At 70.3% G+C, this 19,912-nt stretch carries 16 protein-coding genes; 14 read left to right on the forward strand and 2 right to left on the reverse strand.

Annotation, left to right across the window (positions count from 1 at the left end):
* The first annotated feature begins 9 nt into the window (after window positions 1-9).
* The 6 genes from ruvB (at window position 10) to ACWD5Q_RS09270 (ending at window position 8,142) form a co-directional block, all read left to right on the forward strand.
* Entirely contained in the window at window positions 10-1,104 is a 1,095-nt protein-coding gene (gene ruvB / locus ACWD5Q_RS09245) for a Holliday junction branch migration DNA helicase RuvB (protein WP_451426389.1), read from the forward strand.
* 163 nt (window positions 1,105-1,267) lie between these two features.
* Window positions 1,268-1,795, forward strand: a complete 528-nt coding sequence (yajC, locus tag ACWD5Q_RS09250; RefSeq protein WP_451426390.1) for a preprotein translocase subunit YajC — start codon at window positions 1,268-1,270, stop codon at window positions 1,793-1,795.
* A 141-nt stretch (window positions 1,796-1,936) separates the two neighbouring features.
* Window positions 1,937-3,742 carry a protein translocase subunit SecD gene (secD, locus tag ACWD5Q_RS09255; RefSeq protein ID WP_451426448.1) on the forward strand — a complete coding sequence of 602 codons (1,806 nt, stop codon included), beginning with the start codon at window positions 1,937-1,939 and terminating at the stop codon, window positions 3,740-3,742.
* A gap of 3 nt (window positions 3,743-3,745) precedes the next feature.
* The gene (secF, locus tag ACWD5Q_RS09260; RefSeq protein ID WP_451426391.1) at window positions 3,746-4,846 is read left to right on the forward strand and encodes a protein translocase subunit SecF; all 1,101 of its coding nucleotides are present in this window, start codon (window positions 3,746-3,748) and stop codon (window positions 4,844-4,846) included.
* Window positions 4,843-5,394 (forward strand): adenine phosphoribosyltransferase, encoded by a 552-nt coding sequence (locus ACWD5Q_RS09265; RefSeq protein WP_451426392.1) that lies wholly within the window; start codon window positions 4,843-4,845, stop codon window positions 5,392-5,394. Before secF ends, ACWD5Q_RS09265 begins: the two co-directional genes overlap by 4 nt.
* Before the next feature lie 216 nt (window positions 5,395-5,610).
* Window positions 5,611-8,142 (forward strand): RelA/SpoT family protein, encoded by a 2,532-nt coding sequence (locus ACWD5Q_RS09270; RefSeq protein ID WP_451426393.1) that lies wholly within the window; start codon window positions 5,611-5,613, stop codon window positions 8,140-8,142.
* A 133-nt stretch (window positions 8,143-8,275) separates the two neighbouring features.
* On the opposite strand, the gene ACWD5Q_RS09275 is transcribed toward ACWD5Q_RS09270, so the two are convergent.
* The gene (locus ACWD5Q_RS09275) at window positions 8,276-9,505 is read right to left on the reverse strand and encodes a DUF349 domain-containing protein (protein WP_451426394.1); all 1,230 of its coding nucleotides are present in this window, start codon (window positions 9,503-9,505) and stop codon (window positions 8,276-8,278) included.
* A 135-nt stretch (window positions 9,506-9,640) separates the two neighbouring features.
* Window positions 9,641-10,465, reverse strand: a complete 825-nt coding sequence (locus tag ACWD5Q_RS09280) for a peptidylprolyl isomerase (RefSeq protein WP_451426395.1) — start codon at window positions 10,463-10,465, stop codon at window positions 9,641-9,643.
* Window positions 10,466-10,633: 168 nt separating this feature from the next.
* Here ACWD5Q_RS09280 and ACWD5Q_RS09285 point away from each other — a divergent pair, with 168 nt between their 5' ends.
* The 8 genes from ACWD5Q_RS09285 to alaS all read left to right on the forward strand — a co-directional run bounded on the left by ACWD5Q_RS09285 (window position 10,634) and on the right by alaS (window position 19,910).
* The gene (locus tag ACWD5Q_RS09285) at window positions 10,634-11,353 is read left to right on the forward strand and encodes an MBL fold metallo-hydrolase (RefSeq protein ID WP_451426396.1); all 720 of its coding nucleotides are present in this window, start codon (window positions 10,634-10,636) and stop codon (window positions 11,351-11,353) included.
* A 10-nt stretch (window positions 11,354-11,363) separates the two neighbouring features.
* Window positions 11,364-12,626, forward strand: coding sequence for a histidine--tRNA ligase (gene hisS, locus ACWD5Q_RS09290; protein ID WP_451426449.1), 1,263 nt, complete (start codon window positions 11,364-11,366; stop codon window positions 12,624-12,626).
* 409 nt (window positions 12,627-13,035) lie between these two features.
* Window positions 13,036-13,692, forward strand: a complete 657-nt coding sequence (locus ACWD5Q_RS09295; protein WP_451426397.1) for a vitamin K epoxide reductase family protein — start codon at window positions 13,036-13,038, stop codon at window positions 13,690-13,692.
* An 81-nt stretch (window positions 13,693-13,773) separates the two neighbouring features.
* On the forward strand, window positions 13,774-15,129 hold the full coding sequence (locus ACWD5Q_RS09300) for a replication-associated recombination protein A (protein ID WP_451426398.1): 1,356 nt from the start codon (window positions 13,774-13,776) through the stop codon (window positions 15,127-15,129).
* Between the two features lie 378 nt (window positions 15,130-15,507).
* Window positions 15,508-16,122, forward strand: coding sequence for a 30S ribosomal protein S4 (rpsD, locus tag ACWD5Q_RS09305; protein WP_451426399.1), 615 nt, complete (start codon window positions 15,508-15,510; stop codon window positions 16,120-16,122).
* A gap of 293 nt (window positions 16,123-16,415) precedes the next feature.
* Window positions 16,416-16,883, forward strand: coding sequence for a DUF948 domain-containing protein (locus ACWD5Q_RS09310; protein WP_451426400.1), 468 nt, complete (start codon window positions 16,416-16,418; stop codon window positions 16,881-16,883).
* A 7-nt stretch (window positions 16,884-16,890) separates the two neighbouring features.
* Window positions 16,891-17,238, forward strand: a complete 348-nt coding sequence (locus ACWD5Q_RS09315) for a hypothetical protein (RefSeq protein WP_451426401.1) — start codon at window positions 16,891-16,893, stop codon at window positions 17,236-17,238.
* Entirely contained in the window at window positions 17,238-19,910 is a 2,673-nt protein-coding gene (alaS, locus tag ACWD5Q_RS09320) for an alanine--tRNA ligase (RefSeq protein ID WP_451426402.1), read from the forward strand. Before ACWD5Q_RS09315 ends, alaS begins: the two co-directional genes overlap by 1 nt.
* The last annotated feature ends 2 nt before the right edge of the window (window positions 19,911-19,912 follow it).

Genomic DNA, 19,912 nt, shown 5'->3' on the forward strand with positions numbered 1-19,912 from the left:
GCACACTCCATGAACTGGGACGACACGACCGACACCGCCGCCTCCGAGCGGCTGGTGGGCTCTGTCGCCGACCGCGAGGACCAGGCCGTCGAGGCCGCCCTGCGCCCCAAGGACCTGGACGAGTTCATCGGCCAGGAGAAGGTCCGTGAACAGCTCGACCTCGTGCTGCGCGCGGCACGCGCCCGGGGAGCCACCGCCGACCACGTACTGCTGTCCGGTGCCCCCGGCCTCGGCAAGACCACGCTCTCGATGATCATCGCGGCCGAGATGGGCGCCCCCATCCGCATCACCAGCGGCCCCGCCATCCAGCACGCCGGCGACCTCGCCGCGATCCTCTCCTCCCTCCAGGAGGGCGAGGTCCTCTTTCTCGACGAGATCCACCGCATGTCCCGGCCCGCCGAGGAGATGCTCTACATGGCGATGGAGGACTTCCGGGTCGACGTGATCGTCGGCAAGGGCCCCGGCGCCACCGCCATTCCCCTGGAGCTGCCGCCGTTCACCCTGGTCGGCGCCACCACACGCGCGGGCCTCCTGCCGCCCCCGCTGCGCGACCGCTTCGGCTTCACCGCGCACATGGAGTTCTACGAACCCGCCGAACTGAAGCGCGTGATCCACCGCTCGGCGGGCCTGCTCGATGTCGAGATCGACCCCGACGGCGCGGCGGAGATCGCCGGACGCTCCCGCGGCACACCCCGTATCGCCAACCGGCTGCTGCGGCGCGTCAGGGACTATGCGCAGGTCAAGGCCGACGGAGTGATCAACCGCGAGATCTCCGCTGCGGCGCTCAGGGTGTACGAGGTGGACGCGCGGGGCCTGGACCGCCTCGACCGGGCCGTCCTGCAGGCCCTGCTCAAACTGTTCGGCGGCGGCCCCGTGGGGCTCTCGACGCTCGCGGTCGCGGTGGGGGAGGAACGTGAGACCGTGGAAGAGGTGGCCGAGCCCTTCCTGGTCAGGGAGGGCCTGCTCGCCCGTACCCCGCGCGGGCGGGTGGCCACGCCGGCCGCCTGGGCCCACCTCGGCCTCACCGCTCCGAACGGCGCGCCCGGGGGCGGAACCGGGGGCACGACCGGGGGAAACGGACAACAGGACCTGTTCGGGGCGTGACGGCGCGGGACTCGCACGGGCAGGAACCCGGGTGCCATGCTGGGCGTTGTTCCATGCGTGCGGACTCGCTTAGACTCCGCCGATGCCGCCCTTGTGGGCGGTGCCGACCACCCCCATCCACCAGGCCGCCGATCGAGCGGTCGTGCGAAGGAAATTCCGTCCCGTGAATACCTTGACCCTTCTCCCGTTCATTGTGCTCATCGCGGCCATGTTCCTGATGACGCGCTCGGCCAAGAAGAAGCAGCAGCAGGCCGCGAGCATGCGGAACGAGATGCAGCCCGGCTCCGGCGTCCGCACGATCGGGGGCATGTACGCGACGGTCAAGGAGGTCAACGAGGACACGGTCCTCCTTGACGCGGGCCCGGGCGTGGACCTGCTCTTCGCGAAGAACGCGATCGGCGCCGTCCTGACCGACGACGAGTACAACCGCATCGTCCACGGCATCGAGCACGACCTGAAGGCCGACGGCGCCGTCGTGCCGGACGACATCTCCTCCCTCACCGGGACGGACGAGCCCGTCGCCGACGCCCCCGTCGACCTCGGCAAGAAGGACGCGGCCGACGACGACGCCGACGAGACGCCCGGCGCGAAGGCCGACGCGGCAGAGCCGAAGAAGACCGACGCGGCAGAGCCGAAGAAGACCGACGCGGCAGAGCCGAAGAAGACCGACGGCGAGTCCGACGCGAAGTAGTCACGCCCCGGGAGCACGGCGCGCAGTGCTCGCGCCGCATGGCTTCCGGGACGTGTCATTCCCCCACGGAGTCCCGACACCATGTCATGGCCGACCGCGCGCCCGTCCGGCGCCGGCCGGCCCGAGAGGGAGTACGAGAAGGTGGCAGCACCGAAGAAGGGCCGTAGCGCGAGCGCCCAGAGCAGGCCGGGGCGCTCGCTGGCCCTCATTTTGATCGCCATCGTGGCGCTCACCGGGGGAATGTTCGCCTCCGGGCACACCACTCCGCGTCTCGGCATCGACCTCGCCGGCGGCACCAGCATCACGCTGACGGCGGTCAACCAGCCCGGTCAGCCCAACGCGATCAACAAGACCAACATGGACACCGCGGTCGACATCATGAACCGCCGTGTCAACGGTCTGGGCGTGTCCGAGGCGGAGGTGCAGACCCAGGGCGATCGCAACATCATCGTCAACATCCCCAAGGGCATGAACTCCACGGAGGCCCGGGCGCAGGTCGGCACCACCGCGAAGCTCTACTTCCGTCCGGTTCTTCAGCGCGAGGCCACCGGCCCCGCCACCGCGGCCAGCCCGAGCGGCAGCCCGAGCGCCGGCGGCAGCGCCAAGCCGAGCGCGTCGAGCAGCGGCGCCAAGGCGGGCAGCACGGGCAAGGCGACCTCCGGCTCCACCGCCACCCCGACGGCCTCCGCCACCACGCAGGGCCGCCCCGTCACCGACGCGCTGAAGGCCGGCTCGGCCACGCCGTCGGCGACCGGTGCCGCCACCCCCTCCGCGACCGGTTCCGCGCCCGCAAACGCCGCGGCCAGCCCGTCGCCGTCCGCGAGCGGCGCGTCGGGTGACGCGAGCAAGCTGCAGGCCCAGTACGCCACCCTCGACTGCAGCAAGCCCGAGCAGCGCGCCACCGCCGGCAAGGACGCCAAGCCCGGCGATCCCACCGTTGCCTGCGGCAAGGACGACAACGTCTGGAACAAGTTCATCCTCGGCCCGGTCGCGGTCGACGGCACGGAGGTCAAGAAGGCCCAGGCCGTCTTCGACACCCAGGGCGCCGCCGGCTGGCAGGTCCAGATGACCTTCAACTCCAGCGGTGCGAAGAAGTTCGCCGACGTCACCGGCCAGCTCTCCAAGAACAGCTCCCCGCAGAACGAGTTCGCGATCGTCCTCGACGACGAGGTCGTCTCCCACCCGTACGTCCAGACGGCGATCACCGGGGGCAACGCGGAGATCTCCGGCAGCTTCACCCAGACCGATGCCCAGAGCCTGTCCAACATGCTGTCCTACGGCGCGCTCCCGCTCACCTTCAAGGAGTCGAGCGTGACCACGGTGACCGCGGCGCTCGGCGGCGAGCAGTTGCAGGCCGGTCTCATCGCCGGTGCCATCGGCCTGGCCCTGGTCGTGATCTACCTGGTGGTCTACTACCGCGGTCTGTCGCTCGTGGCCGTCGCGTCCCTCCTGGTGTCCGCGACCCTCACGTACGTGATCATGGCGCTGCTCGGCCCCACGATCCACTTCGCGCTGAACCTGCCCGCGGTGTGCGGTGCCATCGTCGCGATCGGTATCACCGCGGACTCCTTCATCGTGTTCTTCGAACGCATCCGGGACGAGATCCGCGAGGGCCGTACGCTGCGGCCCGCCGTCGAGCGTGCCTGGCCGCGCGCCCGGCGCACCATCCTGGTCTCCGACTTCGTGTCGTTCCTGGCCGCCGCGGTGCTGTTCATCGTCACCGTCGGCAAGGTCCAGGGCTTCGCGTTCACGCTGGGCCTGACCACGGTCCTCGACGTGGTCGTCGTCTTCCTCTTCACCAAGCCGCTGATGGCGATCCTCGCGCGTCGCTCGTTCTTCGCGAACGGACACAGCTGGTCCGGCCTCGACCCCAAGCGCCTCGGCGCCAAGCCGCCCCTGCGCCGCACTCGTCGTCCCTCCGCCCCCGTCGACCCGAAGGAGGCGTGAGAGATGTCGAAGCTCGGCAACCTCGGCGCCCGGCTCCACCGAGGCGAGGTCGGCTACGACTTCGTCGCCAACCGCAAGATCTGGTACGGCATCTCGATCCTGATCACCATCACGGCCATCGTGGGCCTGTCGGTGCGCGGTCTGAACATGGGCATCGAGTTCCAGGGCGGGGCGATCTTCACCACCCCGAGGACGAGCGTCTCGGTGGCCCAGGCCGAGACGTACGCCCAGGACGCCTCCGGTCACCCCGCCGTCGTGCAGAAGCTCGGCACGGGCGGTCTGCGCATCCAGGTCGCGGGGGTCGACACCGACAAGTCCGACCAGATCAAGGACACGCTGGCCAAGGACCTGAAGGTCGGCTCCGAGCAGATCAACGCCGACCTGGTCGGCCCCAGCTGGGGTGAGCAGATCGCAGGCAAGGCCTGGCAGGGCCTGGCGATCTTCATGGTGCTCGTGGTGATCTACCTGGCGATCGCCTTCGAGTGGCGCATGGCCGTCGCGGCCCTGGTCGCGCTCATCCACGACATCACCATCACGACCGGTATCTACGCCCTCGTCGGCTTCGAGGTGACGCCGGGTACGGTGATCGGTCTGCTGACGATCCTCGGTTACTCGCTCTACGACACGGTCGTCGTCTTCGACAGCCTCAAGGAGCAGACGAAGGACCTCACCAAGCAGACCCGCTGGACCTACAGCGACGTGGCCAACCGCTCGATCAACAGCACCCTGGTCCGCTCCATCAACACCACCGTGGTGGCGCTGCTGCCGGTCGCCGGCCTGCTGTTCATCGGCGGCGGCGTCCTCGGCGCGGGCACGCTCAACGACATCTCGCTGTCGCTGTTCGTCGGCCTCGCGGCCGGTGCGTACTCGTCGATCTTCATCGCCACGCCGCTCGTCGCCGACCTGAAGGAGCGCGAGCCGCAGATGAAGGCGCTCAGGAAGCGGGTCCTCGCCAAGCGCGCCCAGGCCGCCGCCGAGGACGAGATCGCCGAGACGCGGACCTCCGACGAACCGGAGGACGCCATGCCCGCGGTCGTCGGCCAGCGCCACCAGCCCGCGTCCCGTGGCCGCGGCCGCGGCCGACCCTCAGGAAAGCGTCGATGACCGACACCACCACCGGCATAAAAGACCTGCTGCTCAGCCGTATCCGCGATGTGCCCGACCACCCGGAGCCGGGCGTGATGTTCAAGGACATCACCCCGCTCCTCGCGGACCCGGGCGCCTTCACCGCGCTCACCGACGCACTGGCGGACCTCGTCGCGCGGCACGGCGCGACGAAGATCGTCGGACTGGAGGCCCGCGGGTTCATCCTCGGCGCCCCGGTCGCCGTCCGGGCGGGTGTCGGCTTCATCCCCGTCCGCAAGGCGGGCAAGCTCCCCGGAGCCACCCTGAGCCAGGCCTACGAACTGGAGTACGGCTCGGCCGAGATCGAGGTGCACGCCGAGGACCTGACCGCGGCCGACCGGGTGATGGTCATCGACGACGTCCTCGCCACCGGCGGCACCGCCGAGGCCTCGCTCCGGCTCATCCGCCGGGCGGGCGCCGAGGTCGCCGGGGTGTCCGTGCTCATGGAGCTGGGCTTCCTGGGCGGCCGGACCCGGCTGGAACCGGCCCTCGACGGGGCGCCGCTGGAGGCGCTCCTTCAGGTCTGAGACAGCTCTGAGACCCGCGCGGGACACCCCCGCGCAAGGCCAGGGAAGGCCGCCGTACACCGCGAGGCGGGTCCGGAGGAATCCGGCGCCCGCCTCGTGCGTTTATCCGGTAGCAGACCGTGCCAGCGGCCTGAGGGCGAGCCCGGAGCCCGGGATCGCTACCATGGGATCTCCGGAGCCTGACCGGGGGACCCGGATCGCGCACGAGGAGCCCTCTTGCCAGACGAGGCCCAGCATCTGACCGCCGCCAAGCCCGACCCGTCGTCGAAGGCCGCGGTCCAGCCCGCGCGCAGCGCGAAGGACGCCCCGCACGGGCCGGTGGAGCATGCCCAGTCGGCGCCCGTCGAGCCGGCCGCCGAGCGGCCGCGCCCCAAGCCGGCTCCCGCCGAGCGCACCCCCGCGGTCCGTCCCGCTCCGGCCCCGTCCGCCCGCTCCGGCTCCTCCAACCGCGTCCGCGCCCGCCTCGCCCGCCTCGGCGTCCAGCGCGCCAACCCGTACAACCCGGTCCTGGAGCCGCTGCTGCGGATAGTGCGCAGCAACGACCCGAAGATCGAGAACTCGACGCTCCGGCAGGTCGAACGTGCCTACCAGGTGGCCGAGCGCTGGCACCGCGGCCAGAAGCGCAAGAGCGGCGACCCCTACATCACGCACCCGCTCGCGGTGACCACGATCCTCGCCGAGCTGGGCATGGACCCGGCCACCCTGATGGCGGGCCTGCTGCACGACACCGTCGAGGACACCGAGTACGGCCTGGACCAATTGCGCCGCGACTTCGGCGACACCGTCGCGCTCCTCGTGGACGGCGTCACCAAGCTGGACAAGGTCAAGTTCGGCGAGGCCGCGCAGGCCGAGACCGTGCGCAAGATGGTCGTGGCCATGGCCAAGGACCCCCGCGTCCTGGTCATCAAGCTGGCCGACCGCCTGCACAACATGCGCACCATGCGCTATCTCAAGCGCGAGAAGCAGGAGAAGAAGGCGCGCGAGACCCTCGAGATCTACGCGCCGCTCGCCCACCGCCTGGGCATGAACACCATCAAGTGGGAGCTGGAGGACCTCGCCTTCGCGATCCTCTACCCCAAGATGTACGACGAGATCGTCCGGCTGGTCGCCGAACGCGCGCCCAAGCGCGACGAGTATCTGGCGATAGTGACCGACGAGGTCCAGGGCGACCTGCGCGCCGCCCGTATCAAGGCGACGGTCACCGGCCGGCCCAAGCACTACTACAGCGTCTACCAGAAGATGATCGTCCGCGGCCGTGACTTCGCGGAGATCTACGACCTGGTGGGCATCCGCGTCCTCGTCGACACGGTCCGCGACTGCTATGCGGCACTGGGCACGGTCCACGCCCGCTGGAACCCGGTTCCGGGGCGGTTCAAGGACTACATCGCGATGCCCAAGTTCAACATGTACCAGTCGCTGCACACGACGGTGATCGGCCCCAACGGCAAGCCCGTCGAACTGCAGATCCGCACGTTCGACATGCACCGCCGCGCCGAGTACGGCATCGCCGCGCACTGGAAGTACAAGCAGGAGGCCGTGGCGGGCGCCTCCAAGATCCGTACGGACGCGCCCCGTTCGAGCACCAAGAACGCCAAGGACCACGACGCCGTCAACGACATGGCGTGGCTGCGGCAGTTGCTCGACTGGCAGAAGGAGACCGAGGACCCGAGCGAGTTCCTCGAGTCCCTGCGCTTCGACCTGTCGCGCAACGAGGTCTTCGTCTTCACCCCGAAGGGCGACGTGATAGCGCTGCCGGCCGGGGCCACCCCGGTGGACTTCGCGTACGCGGTCCACACGGAGGTCGGCCACCGGACGATCGGCGCGCGGGTCAACGGCCGGCTGGTGCCGCTGGAATCCACCCTGGACAACGGCGACTTGGTGGAGGTCTTCACCTCCAAGGCGCCCGGCGCGGGCCCGTCCCGCGACTGGCTCGGCTTCGTGAAGTCGCCCCGCGCCCGCAACAAGATCCGGGGCTGGTTCTCCAAGGAGCGGCGCGACGAGGCGATCGAGCAGGGCAAGGACGCCATCGCGCGGGCCATGCGCAAGCAGAACCTGCCGATCCAGCGCATCCTGACCGGTGACTCGCTCGTGACCCTCGCCCACGAGATGCGCTACCCCGACATCTCGTCGCTGTACGCGGCGATCGGCGAGGGCCATGTCGCGGCGCAGAACGTCGTGCAGAAGCTGGTGCAGGCGCTCGGCGGCGAGGAGGCCGCCACCGAGGAGATCGACGAGGCCGTTCCGCCGACCCGGAGCCGCGGCCGCAAGCGGCGCCGCAGCCAGGACCCCGGCGTGGTGGTCAAGGGCGTCGAGGACGTCTGGGTCAAACTGGCCCGCTGCTGTACGCCCGTCCCCGGCGACCCCATCATCGGCTTCGTCACCCGCGGCAGCGGCGTGTCGGTCCACCGCACCGACTGCGTGAACGTCGAGTCGCTGTCGCGTGAGCCCGAGCGCATCCTCGAGGTGGAATGGGCCCCCACGCAGTCGTCCGTCTTCCTGGTCGCGATCCAGGTGGAGGCGCTGGACCGCTCTCGGCTGCTCTCCGACGTGACCCGGGTCCTGTCCGACCAGCACGTCAACATCCTCTCGGCCGCGGTGCAGACGTCCCGCGACCGGGTCGCCACCTCCCGGTTCACCTTCGAGATGGGCGACCCGAAACACCTGGGCCATGTGCTGAAGGCCGTACGGGGCGTCGAGGGCGTGTACGACGTGTACCGCGTGACGTCGGCCCGCAGGCCGTCGGACTGACCGACACCGCCCGAGCCGCCGGACCGGCCGGTGTCGGGCAGGGCCCCGGCCCGGCACACGCGAAGGGGCTCCCGTACGCACCGTACGGGAGCCCACTGTTCTGCCCGGAAGGGTCAGCTTCTGCCTGGAAGGATCAGCCGCCGAACTCCTGCAAACCCTTGAGGGCCTGCTCCAGAAGCGCCTGGCGGCCCTCCAGCTCCTTCTCCAGCTTCTCGGCCTTCGCGTTGTTGCCCGCGGCCCGAGCCTGCTCGATCTGGCCCCTCAGCTTGTCCACCGCAGCCTGCAGCTGGCCGGTCAGGCCCTCGGCACGCGCCCGCGCCTCGGGGTTCGTACGGCGCCACTCGGCCTCCTCGGCCTCCTGGATGGCCCGCTCGACCGCGTGCATCCGGCCCTCGACCCGCGCCCGGGCGTCCCGCGGCACATGGCCGATGGCCTCCCAGCGCTCGTTGACCGAGCGGAAGGCGGCACGGGAACCCTTCAGGTCCGTGATCGGCAGCAGCTTCTCCGCCTCCTCGGCCAGCTCCTCCTTGAGCTTGAGGTTCTCGGCCTGCTCGGCGTCCCGCTCGGCGAACACCGAGCCGCGGGCGGCGAAGAACACGTCCTGAGCGCCGCGAAAGCGGTTCCACAGGTCGTCCTCGTGCTCGCGCTGGGCGCGGCCCGCCGCCTTCCAGTCGGCCATCAGCTCGCGGTAGCGCGCCGCCGTCAGACCCCAGTCCGTCGAGCCCGACAGCGCCTCGGCCTCGGCGACCAGCTTCTCCTTGACCTTGCGGGCGTCCTCGCGCTGCGCGTCGAGCTGCGCGAAGTGCGCCTTGCGGCGCTTGGAGAACGCCGACCGGGCGTGCGAGAAGCGGTGCCACAGGTCGTCGTCCGACTTCCGGTCGAGCCGCGGCAGCCCCTTCCAGGTGTCCACCAGCGCCCGCAGCCGCTCACCGGCGGCCCGCCACTGGTCGGACTGCGCCAGCTCCTCGGCCTCGACGACCAGCGCCTCCTTCGCGTGACGCGCCTCGTCGGACTGCCGGGCCCGCTGCGCCTTGCGCTCCTCACGGCGCGTCTCGACCGTCTCCAGGAGCTTGTCCAGACGGGTCCGCAGCGCGGCCAGGTCGCCGACCGCATGGTGCGCGTCCACCTGCTCGCGCAGATGGCCGACCGCGGCATGGGCGTCCTTCGCCGACAGATCGGTGGTCTGCACTCGCTTCTCGAGGAGGCCGATCTCGACCACCAGGCCCTCGTACTTGCGCTCGAAGTAGGCCAACGCCTCCTCGGGGGAGCCGGCCTGCCAGGAACCGACGACCTGCTCGCCGTCGGCCGTTCGCACGTACACGGTCCCCGTCTCGTCGACGCGGCCCCACGGGTCGCTGCTCACAGCGCCTCCTCCACATGATGCCTGCGGAGGGCCTCAGCGCCCCCGGGCATCGTCCACAGTTTCGTCACCGCCAACATAGGCGACCGGCGGGGCGGCTGTCCGCATCCCGCGCGACCGAAATTCCGCAGTTGACGGTCAGGATTTCGTCACCGTCGCCTTGTTGATCACGACAGTTGCGTTCGGTGCGGTGTTGCCCGTGGTGGGATCCGCGGGCTGGGCGCCGGCGGCCGCGATCTTCTTCAGGACCTTCATGCCCGCCGCGTCCACGGTCCCGAACGGCGTGTAACTGGGCGGCAACTGACTGTCCTGGTACACCAGGAAGAACTGGCTGCCGCCGGTGTGCTTCTGCCCGGTGTTCGCCATGGCGACCGTGCCCGCCGGGTAGACGTTCCCCTTGAGGCTCTTGTCCTTGAGGTTCTCGTCCGGGATGGTGTAGCCGGGGCCGCCGGTGCCGGAGCCCTTCGGGTCGCCGCACTGCAGCACGTAGATGCCCTCGGTGGTGAGCCGGTGGCACTTGGTGTGGTCGAAGTAGCCCTGCGCCGCGAGGAAATTGAACGAGTTCACGGTGTGCGGGGCCGCCGTCTTCAGCGCGATGCCGATGTCGCCGCACGTGGTCGCCAGCTTCATCGTGTACTTCGCCGACGCGTCGATGGTCATCGCCGGCTCCTTCTTCCAGCTCAGCGGCTTGACCGTGCCCGCGGCGGGCTTCGCGCACGGGTCCGGGGCCTTGCTGGACGGCGTAGCGCTGGGCGTGATGTCGGAGGCGGTGTTCTTCTTGTCGTCACCCTTGAAGACCCCGGCCGTGTAGGACACCACGCTGCCCACGAGCACCACCCCGAGGACGGCCCCGACCACCGAATTGCGCAGGCGCGACTTGCGCCGTGACTCCGTACGCCGCTGCTGCTGCCGCAAGAACTTCTCCCGGGCGAGCTGCCGCCGCCGCTGTTCCTGGCTGACCACGGGGTTGTCTCCTCATGCGTCTCGTACGCCGACCGGTACGCCTGCGTCTGGTGTGTCGTCCGCGTGCGTGTGCCCCGTACCGTATATGGGTTCGCTGAGGAATCGGCAGCGCCGGTAGGCTCTGACCGCGAAACAGTCACTCTCCGTACGACATACCTAAGGACGATCGTGCTGATTGCCGGGTTCCCCGCCGGGGCCTGGGGGACCAACTGTTATCTGGTCGCCCCCGCAGCGGGTGAGGAGTGCGTGATCATCGACCCGGGCCACCAGGCCGCCGGGGGAGTCGAGGAGGCGCTCCGCAAGCATCGGCTCAAGCCTGTCGCGGTCGTCCTCACCCACGGTCACATCGACCATGTGGCCTCGGTCGTCCCGGTGTGCGGCGCGCACGACGTGCCGGCCTGGATCCACCCCGAGGACCGGTACATGATGAGCGACCCGGAGAAGGCGCTCGGCCGTTCCATCGGGATGCCGCTGATGGGCGAGCTGACGGTGGGCGAACCGGACGACGTCAAGGAGCTGGCCGACGGCGCGAAGCTGGAGCTGGCCGGTCTGGAGCTGTCCGTCGCGCACGCGCCCGGCCATACCAAGGGGTCGGTGACCTTCGGCCTGCCCGAGGCGGCGGACATCCCGCCGATCCTCTTCTCGGGCGACCTGCTGTTCGCCGGCTCCATCGGACGCACCGACCTGCCCGGCGGTGACCTGGCCGAGATGCTCGACTCGCTGGCCCGCGTGTGCCTGCCGCTCGACGACTCGACCGTGGTGCTGTCCGGCCACGGCCCCCAGACGACCATCGGCCAGGAGCGCGCCGCCAACCCGTATCTGCGACAAGTGGCCACCGGCCGCCGAGATCACCGCGCGGATGCGGACGCTCCCCGACGAGGAATGTGACGAGACCTCCGTGACCACCTTCAAGGCCCCCAAGGGCACGTACGACCTGATCCCGCCGGATTCCGCCAAGTACCTCGCGGTGCGCGAGGCGATCGCGGCCCCGCTGCGCAACTCCGGCTACGGCTACATCGAGACGCCCGGCTTCGAGAACGTGGAGCTGTTCGCGCGCGGCGTCGGCGAGTCCACCGACATCGTGACGAAGGAGATGTACGCCTTCGAGACCAAGGGCGGCGACCGGCTCGCCCTGCGCCCCGAGGGCACGGCCTCCGTGCTGCGCGCCGCCCTGGAGGCCAACCTGCACAAGACGGGCAACCTCCCGGTCAAGCTCTGGTACTCGGGCTCGTACTACCGATACGAGCGCCCGCAGAAGGGCCGCTACCGCCACTTCTCGCAGGTGGGCGCCGAGGCGATCGGCGCCGAGGACCCGGCCCTGGACGCCGAGCTGATCATCCTGGCCGACCAGGCCTACCGCTCGCTCGGCCTGCGCGACTTCCGGATCCTGCTCAACAGCCTGGGCGACAAGGTGTGCCGGCCGGTCTACCGCGCCGCGCTGCAGGACTTCCTGCGCGGCCTGGACCTGGACGAGGACACGCGCCGCCGCGTCGACATCAACCCGCTGAGGGTGCTCGACGACAAGCGCGAGTCGGTCCAGAAGCAGCTGACGGGCGCCCCGCTGCTGCGCGACTACCTGTGCGACGCGTGCAAGGCCTACCACGAGGAGGTCCGCGAGCTGATCACCGCGGCGGGCGTGTCCTTCGAGGACGACCCGAAGCTGGTGCGCGGCCTGGACTACTACACGCGGACCACCTTCGAGTTCGTCCACGACGGTCTGGGGTCCCAGTCCGCGGTGGGCGGCGGCGGGCGCTACGACGGCCTCTCGGAGATGATCGGCGGCCCCGCGCTGCCCTCCGTGGGCTGGGCGCTCGGTGTCGACCGCACGGTGCTCGCGCTGGAGGCCGAGGGCATCGAGCTCCAACTGCCCGCGTCCACCAGCGTGTTCGCGGTCCCGCTGGGCGAGGAGGCCCGCCGGATCCTGTTCGGCAAGATCACCGAGCTGCGCAAGCTCGGTGTCGCGGCGGACTTCGCGTACGGCGGCAAGGGCCTCAAGGGCGCGATGAAGAACGCCAACCGCAGTGGCGCCCGCTACACGATCGTGGCCGGCGAACGCGATCTGGCCGAGGGCGTCGTCCAGCTCAAGGACATGGAGTCCGGCGAGCAGACGGCGGTCGGGGTGAACGAGATCGTGGCGGAGCTGGAGTCCCGGCTGGGCTGAGCCGGCGGGGGCGGGCCGCGACGGCTCGCCCCCGACCGGGCGTGCCCACGGGCGCGGGGAGTGCCACGATCTGGCCATCCCCCTCCGGCGTGGTGTGGTGACGCTCCGTGAGCGTCAACCCCGCGCAACCTGACGCGTCCCATCGGACGATGCCGGTGCCCGAGCGCCAGGCGCGCACAACCGGCACCTCCCCGCCCCGGGCACCGACACCCCGCCCCGGCCTGCCCCGGAACCGTCCGTCGCGAGCGGGCGACGCCCGAGGGGGCCAGGGCCACGAGTGCGGCCTGAACCGAACGCTCCGGGACGGGTCCGTACGTCCTTACGCGCACCGAACGGTGGTCGCACGCGCGCGTGCGGCACAATGACCACGGTCCGCAGGTCCATTCCCTCGAGCATCGGAATCGGCGTGATGAGCAAGACGACAGTCAAGGACGTCTCCACCGGGTCCACCGAGCCGGCCGGCGCGGATGTCCCCCGGACGGTGGGCGGCAGCCGTGCGTTCGCCCTGCTGCTCGTGATCACCGGCGCGGCCGGTCTGCTCGCCGCGTGGGTCATCACGCTCGACAAGTTCAAGATCCTCGAGGGCAAGGTGAGCGGGAAGACGTTCACCCCCAGTTGCAGCATCAACCCGGTCGTCTCGTGCGGCAGCGTCATGGAGAGCAAGCAGGCCGCCGCCTTCGGGTTCCCCAACCCGATGCTCGGCCTCGTCTGCTACGGCATCGTCATCTGCGTCGGCGTGAGCCTGCTCACCCGGGTCCGCTTCCCGCGGTGGTACTGGCTGACCTTCAACTTCGGCACGCTCTTCGGCGTGGCCTTCTGCACCTGGCTGCAGTTCCAGTCGCTGTACCGGATCAACGCGCTGTGCCTGTGGTGCTCGCTGGCCTGGGTCGCCACGATCACCATGTTCTGGTACGTGACCTCGTTCAACATCCGCAACGACTTCCTGCCCGCGCCGCGCCCCGTGAAGAAGTTCCTCGGCGAGTTCACCTGGGTGCTCCCCGTCACCCACGTCGGCATCATCGCGATGCTGATCCTGACCCGGTGGGGCAGCCAGCTCTGGGCCTGATCCGCAGGCGCTGACCGGGGGCCGCACGGCCCCGCCGCCGGGCCCGGCGGCGTTGTCAGTGGCGTGACATAGGGTTTCAGCGTGGAACCCGACCTGTTCACCGCCGCCGCAGAAGAACGCCAGGAGAAGGACCCGGCCGCAAGCCCCCTGGCGGTCCGCATGCGCCCACGCACCCTCGACGAGGTGGTGGGCCAGCAGCACCTGCTCAAGCCGGGATCCCCGCTGCGCAGACTGGTCGGCGAGGGCAACGGCGGGCCCGCCGGGCCCTCCTCGGTGATCCTCTGGGGCCCGCCCGGCACCGGCAAGACGACCCTGGCGTACGTCGTCTCGAAGGCCACCGACAAGCGCTTCGTCGAACTGTCGGCGATCACCGCGGGCGTGAAGGAGGTCCGCGCGGTCATCGACGGCGCCCGCCGCGCCAGCGGCGGCTTCGGCAAGGAGACCGTCCTCTTCCTGGACGAGATCCACCGCTTCAGCAAGGCCCAGCAGGACTCCCTGCTCCCGGCCGTCGAGAACCGGTGGGTGACGCTCATCGCGGCGACCACGGAGAACCCGTACTTCTCGGTGATCTCCCCGCTGCTGTCCCGCTCCCTGCTGCTCACCCTGGAACCGCTCACGGACGACGACGTGCGTGGTCTGCTGCGCCGGGCCGTGACCGACGAGCGGGGCCTCGCCGGCGCCGTCACCCTGCCCGAGGACACCGAGTCCCATCTGCTGCGGATCGCCGGCGGCGACGCCCGGCGCGCCCTGACCGCCCTGGAGGCCGCCGCCGGGGCCGCCCTGGACAAGGGAGAGACGGAGATAGGCCTCGCGACGCTGGAGGAGACGGTCGACCGCGCCGCGGTGAAGTACGACCGGGACGGCGACCAGCACTACGACGTGGCGAGCGCACTCATCAAGTCGATCCGCGGCTCCGACGTGGACGCGGCCCTGCACTATCTGGCCCGGATGATCGAAGCGGGGGAGGACCCCCGCTTCATCGCCCGCCGTCTCATGATCTCCGCCAGCGAGGACATCGGCCTCGCCGATCCCCACGCGCTGCCGATCGCCGTCGCCGCCGCCCAGGCCGTCGCCATGATCGGCTTCCCGGAGGCCGCCCTCACCCTCAGCCACGCCACCATCGCCCTCGCGCTCGCCCCCAAGTCCAACGCGGCGACCACGGCGATCGGCGCGGCCATGGCCGACGTCCGCGCGGGCCTCGCCGGACCCGTGCCCCCGCATCTGCGCGACGGGCACTACAAGGGCGCGGCCAAGCTCGGCCACGCCCAGGGGTATGTGTATCCGCACGACCTGCCGGAGGGCATCGCCCCCCAGCAGTACGCCCCGGACGCGCTCAAGGACCGCGAGTACTACACCCCGACCCGGCACGGCGCGGAGGCGCGGTACGCGGACGCGGTGGAGTGGACCCGCAAGCACCTCGGCCGACGACGGTCCTGACGCCCGCGCCGGACGGGGGTCGAGGGCGGCCCCCGCACCCTGTAGACTTGCGCGAAGCGCTGCGTCCCGTGTCCGGTACCTCAGCAATGAGGGGCCGGCACCACCAGAGCGGGACATCCAGCCGGACCCCCGTCGCCGTACGGCACGGGGATCCAGGAGCGTCGCGCACCGTCGAACGGTGTCGCGGGCAGCCCACCACCACCCGGTATCCGGGGACAGGTCGGTGGGCCACTCGCGTGCTGCACGTATGTGCCCAGACCAGGGGAGCGGCTGCCCGGCAGGTCCCACAGGGGCCCGCAGGGTTTCCCCGGCTGCGGATGCGACCTCCCCTAACCCTGGTGAAGCCGATTCCGTACAGAAACACGAGGTGTGTGGTTCATGGCGAACCAGTCCCGCCCCAAGGTCAAGAAGTCGCGTGCCCTCGGCATCGCGCTGACCCCGAAGGCCGTCAAGTACTTCGAGGCCCGCCCCTACCCGCCGGGTGAGCACGGCCGCGGCCGCAAGCAGAACTCGGACTACAAGGTCCGTCTGCTGGAGAAGCAGCGCCTGCGCGCGCAGTACGACATCTCCGAGCGCCAGCTGGTGCGCGCCTACGACCGTGCCTCCAAGGTCCAGGGCAAGACCGGCGAGGCCCTGATCGTCGAGCTGGAGCGCCGTCTCGACGCGCTGGTCCTGCGTTCGGGCATCGCCCGCACGATCTACCAGGCCCGCCAGATGGTCGTCCACGGCCACATCGAGGTCAACGGCCAGAAGGTCGACAAGCCGTCGTTCCGCGTCCGTCCCGACGACGTCGTGATGGTCCGCGAGCGCAGCCGTGAGAAGACGCTCTTCCAGGTCGCCCGCGAGGGTGGCTTCGCCCCCGACGGCGAGACCCCGCGCTACCTCCAGGTGAACCTCAAGGCCCTGGCGTTCCGCCTGGACCGTGAGCCGAACCGCAAGGAGATCCCGGTGATCTGCGACGAGCAGCTCGTCGTCGAGTACTACGCCCGTTGATCCTTTTCCGGCGGACGTAGCACCCCAGCGCATCGGCCCGTCGTCCTCCGCCCCTCCGGGCGGCCGGGACGGCGGGCCGTCGCATGTCCGGACCGGACGCACCGGCGGGGAACGGGAGTTGACGCGGTGCGCACACGCGTGGACACGGTGCGTGCGGTCCCCGTGGGGTCGGCGGCGTGCACCCTGTGCACAACTCCGGTGCGCTCGGCCTCTAATCCAGTACGGATCGCTCGCCCCGGCGCGATAGGCTCGGGAGACGACTTTTCGATGTTCAGGCACGTTCTAGGGAGCGGGTGCACACGGTGTCCGGTGGAGAGGTGGCCGGGATCCTGGTGGCCGTCTTCTGGGCGATCCTGGTCTCCTTCCTCGCCGTCGCACTGGCGAGGCTGGCCCAGACGCTCAAGGCGACCACCAAGCTGGTGGCGGACGTGACCGACCAGGCCGTCCCCCTGCTGTCCGACGCCTCCGTGGCGGTGCGCTCCGCGCAGACCCAGATCGACCGGGTCGACGCGATCGCGACGGACGTCCAGGAGGTCACGTCGAACGCCTCGGCGCTGTCGACGACCGTCGCCTCTACCTTCGGCGGCCCTTTGGTGAAGGTCGCGGCGTTCGGCTACGGCGTACGCCGGGCGATCGCCGGCCGCCGTGAGGACGTGCCCGCCAAGGCGCCCCGGCGTACCGTGATCGTGGGCCGCACCGTCCCGTCTCCGCGACGGGGGAAGCGGAACAAGCGGGGAGACAACCGGGAAGAGGGGCTCTGACCGAGCGATGGTCCGCCGTACGTTCTGGTTCACCACCGGCGTCGCCGCCGGTGTGTGGGCCACCACCAAGGTCAACCGCAAGCTGAGGCAGCTGACCCCCGAAAGCCTGGCCGCGCAGGCGGCGAACAAGGCGCTCGTGGCCGGTCACCGGCTCAAGGACCGCGCGCTGGACTTCGCGCTCGACGTCCGCGCCGGCATGGCCCAGCGGGAGGCGGAACTCGGCGACGCGCTCGGCCTGACCGCACCCGTCGACGAGCTCCCCGGACCCCGGCGGCACGCCGCCATCGAGAACCGCACCAGCTCGAAGTACGTCGAGACCACGACGTACTCGTACAACCGGAATGAGGACCACTGATGGAGTCGGCTGAAATCCGCCGCCGCTGGTTGAGCTTCTTCGAGGAGCGCGGTCACACCGTCGTCCCTTCGGCGTCGCTCATCGCGGACGACCCGACTCTGCTGCTCGTCCCGGCCGGCATGGTGCCCTTCAAGCCCTACTTCCTGGGTGAGGTCAAGCCGCCGTTCCCGCGTGCCACCAGCGTGCAGAAGTGCGTGCGCACGCCCGACATCGAAGAGGTCGGCAAGACCACGCGCCACGGCACGTTCTTCCAGATGTGCGGCAACTTCTCCTTCGGCGACTACTTCAAGGAAGGCGCCATCAAGTTCGCCTGGGAGCTGCTCACCACCTCCCAGGACAAGGGCGGTTACGGCCTCGACCCCGAGCGCCTGTGGATCACCGTCTACAAGGACGACGACGAGGCCGAGCAGATCTGGCGCGACGTCGTCGGTGTTCCCGCAGAGCGCATCCAGCGCCTGGGCATGAAGGACAACTTCTGGTCCATGGGCGTCCCCGGCCCCTGCGGCCCGTGTTCGGAGATCAACTACGACCGCGGTCCGGAGTTCGGCGTCGAGGGCGGCCCCGCCGTCAACGACGAGCGGTACGTGGAGATCTGGAACCTCGTCTTCATGCAGTACGAGCGGGGCGAGGGCATCGGCAAGGACAACTTCGAGATCCTCGGCGACCTGCCGAGCAAGAACATCGACACGGGCCTGGGGCTCGAGCGTCTCGCCATGATTCTGCAGGGCGTGCAGAACATGTACGAGATCGACACCTCCATGGCCGTCATCAAGAGGGCCACCGAGCTGACCGGTGTCGCCTACGGCGAGGCCCACGCCTCGGACGTCGCCCTGCGTGTGGTCACCGACCATATGCGCACCGCCACCATGCTCATCGGCGACGGTGTGACCCCCGGCAACGAGGGCCGCGGCTACGTCCTGCGCCGCATCATGCGCCGGGCCATCCGCAACATGCGCCTGCTCGGCGCCACCGGTCTGGTCGTCAGGGACCTGATCGACATGGTGATCGAGATGATGGGCCGGCAGTACCCCGAGCTGGTCACCGAGCGCGAGCGGATCGAGAAGGTCGCCCTCGCCGAGGAGGCCGCCTTCCTCAAGACGCTGAAGGCCGGCACCAACATCCTCGACACCGCCGTGACCGAGACCAAGGCCACCGGCGGCACCGTCCTCTCCGGCGACAAGGCCTTCCTGCTCCACGACACCTGGGGCTTCCCGATCGACCTCACCCTCGAGATGGCCGCCGAGCAGGGCCTCTCCGTGGACGAGGACGGCTTCCGCCGCCTGATGAAGGAGCAGCGGGAGCGCGCCAAGGCCGACGCCCAGGCCAAGAAGACCGGTCACGCCGACCTCGGCGCCTACCGCGAGATCGCCGACAGCGCCGGCGAGACCGACTTCATCGGCTACACGGACACCGAGGGCGAGTCCACGATCGTCGGCATCCTCGTCGACGGCGTCTCCTCCCCGGCCGCCACGGAGGGCGACGAGGTCGAGATCGTGCTCGACCGCACCCCGTTCTACGCCGAGGGCGGCGGCCAGATCGGTGACACCGGCCGCATCAAGGTGGACTCCGGTGCCGTGATCGAGGTCCGTGACACACAGAAGCCGGTCCCGGGCGTGTACGTCCACAAGGGCGTCGTCCAGGTCGGCGAGGTCACCGTCGGGGCCAAGGCCCACACCTCGATCGACGCCCACCGCCGCAAGGCCATCGCCCGTGCCCACTCGGCCACCCACCTCACCCACCAGGCCCTGCGCGACGCCCTCGGCCCGACGGCCGCCCAGGCCGGCTCCGAGAACCAGCCCGGCCGCTTCCGCTTCGACTTCGGCTCCCCGTCGGCCGTCCCGACAGCCGTGATGACCGACGTCGAGCAGAAGATCAACGAGGTGCTCGCCCGTGATCTCGACGTGCGCGCCGAGATCATGGGCATCGGCGAGGCCAAGAAGCAGGGCGCCATCGCCGAGTTCGGCGAGAAGTACGGCGACCGGGTCCGCGTCGTGACCATCGGCGACTTCTCCAAGGAGCTGTGCGGCGGCACGCACGTGCACAACACCGCCCAGCTGGGTCTGGTGAAGCTGCTCGGCGAGTCCTCGATCGGCTCCGGTGTCCGCCGTATCGAGGCCCTGGTCGGCGTCGACGCCTACACCTTCCTCGCCCGCGAGCACACGGTCGTCAACCAGCTCACCGAGCTGCTCAAGGGCCGTCCGGAGGAACTGCCGGAGAAGGTCGCCGGAATGCTCGGCAAACTGAAGGACGCCGAGAAGGAGATCGAGAAGTTCCGCGCCGAGAAGGTGCTGCAGGCCGCCGCCGGGCTCGCCGAGTCCGCCAAGGACGTCCGCGGGATCGCCGTCGTCACCGGGCAGGTCCCGGACGGCACCACCCCGGACGACCTGCGCAAGCTGGTCCTCGACGTGCGCGGCCGGATCCGCGGCGGACGCGCCGCCGTGGTCGCCCTGTTCACCGTGAACAACGGCAAGCCGCTCACGGTCATCGCCACCAACGAGGCCGCCCGTGAGCGCGGTCTGAAGGCCGGCGACCTGGTCCGTACAGCCGCCAAGACCCTCGGCGGCGGCGGTGGCGGCAAGCCGGATGTCGCCCAGGGCGGCGGCCAGAACCCGGCCGCCGTCGGCGAGGCCGTCGAGGCCGTCGAGCGCCTGGTCGCCGAGACCGCCAAGTAGGA

Source organism: Streptomyces sp. NPDC002513, from assembly GCF_053595355.1.

Coding starts and splice junctions, on each gene's coding strand:
- ruvB (WP_451426389.1), top strand. CDS start 10: ATGAACTGGGACGACACGACCGACACCGCCGCCTCCGAGCGGCTGGTG.
- secF (WP_451426391.1), top strand. CDS start 3,746: ATGTCGAAGCTCGGCAACCTCGGCGCCCGGCTCCACCGAGGCGAGGTC.
- ACWD5Q_RS09265 (WP_451426392.1), top strand. CDS start 4,843: ATGACCGACACCACCACCGGCATAAAAGACCTGCTGCTCAGCCGTATC.
- ACWD5Q_RS09295 (WP_451426397.1), top strand. CDS start 13,036: ATGAGCAAGACGACAGTCAAGGACGTCTCCACCGGGTCCACCGAGCCG.
- rpsD (WP_451426399.1), top strand. CDS start 15,508: ATGGCGAACCAGTCCCGCCCCAAGGTCAAGAAGTCGCGTGCCCTCGGC.
- ACWD5Q_RS09315 (WP_451426401.1), top strand. CDS start 16,891: ATGGTCCGCCGTACGTTCTGGTTCACCACCGGCGTCGCCGCCGGTGTG.
- alaS (WP_451426402.1), top strand. CDS start 17,238: ATGGAGTCGGCTGAAATCCGCCGCCGCTGGTTGAGCTTCTTCGAGGAG.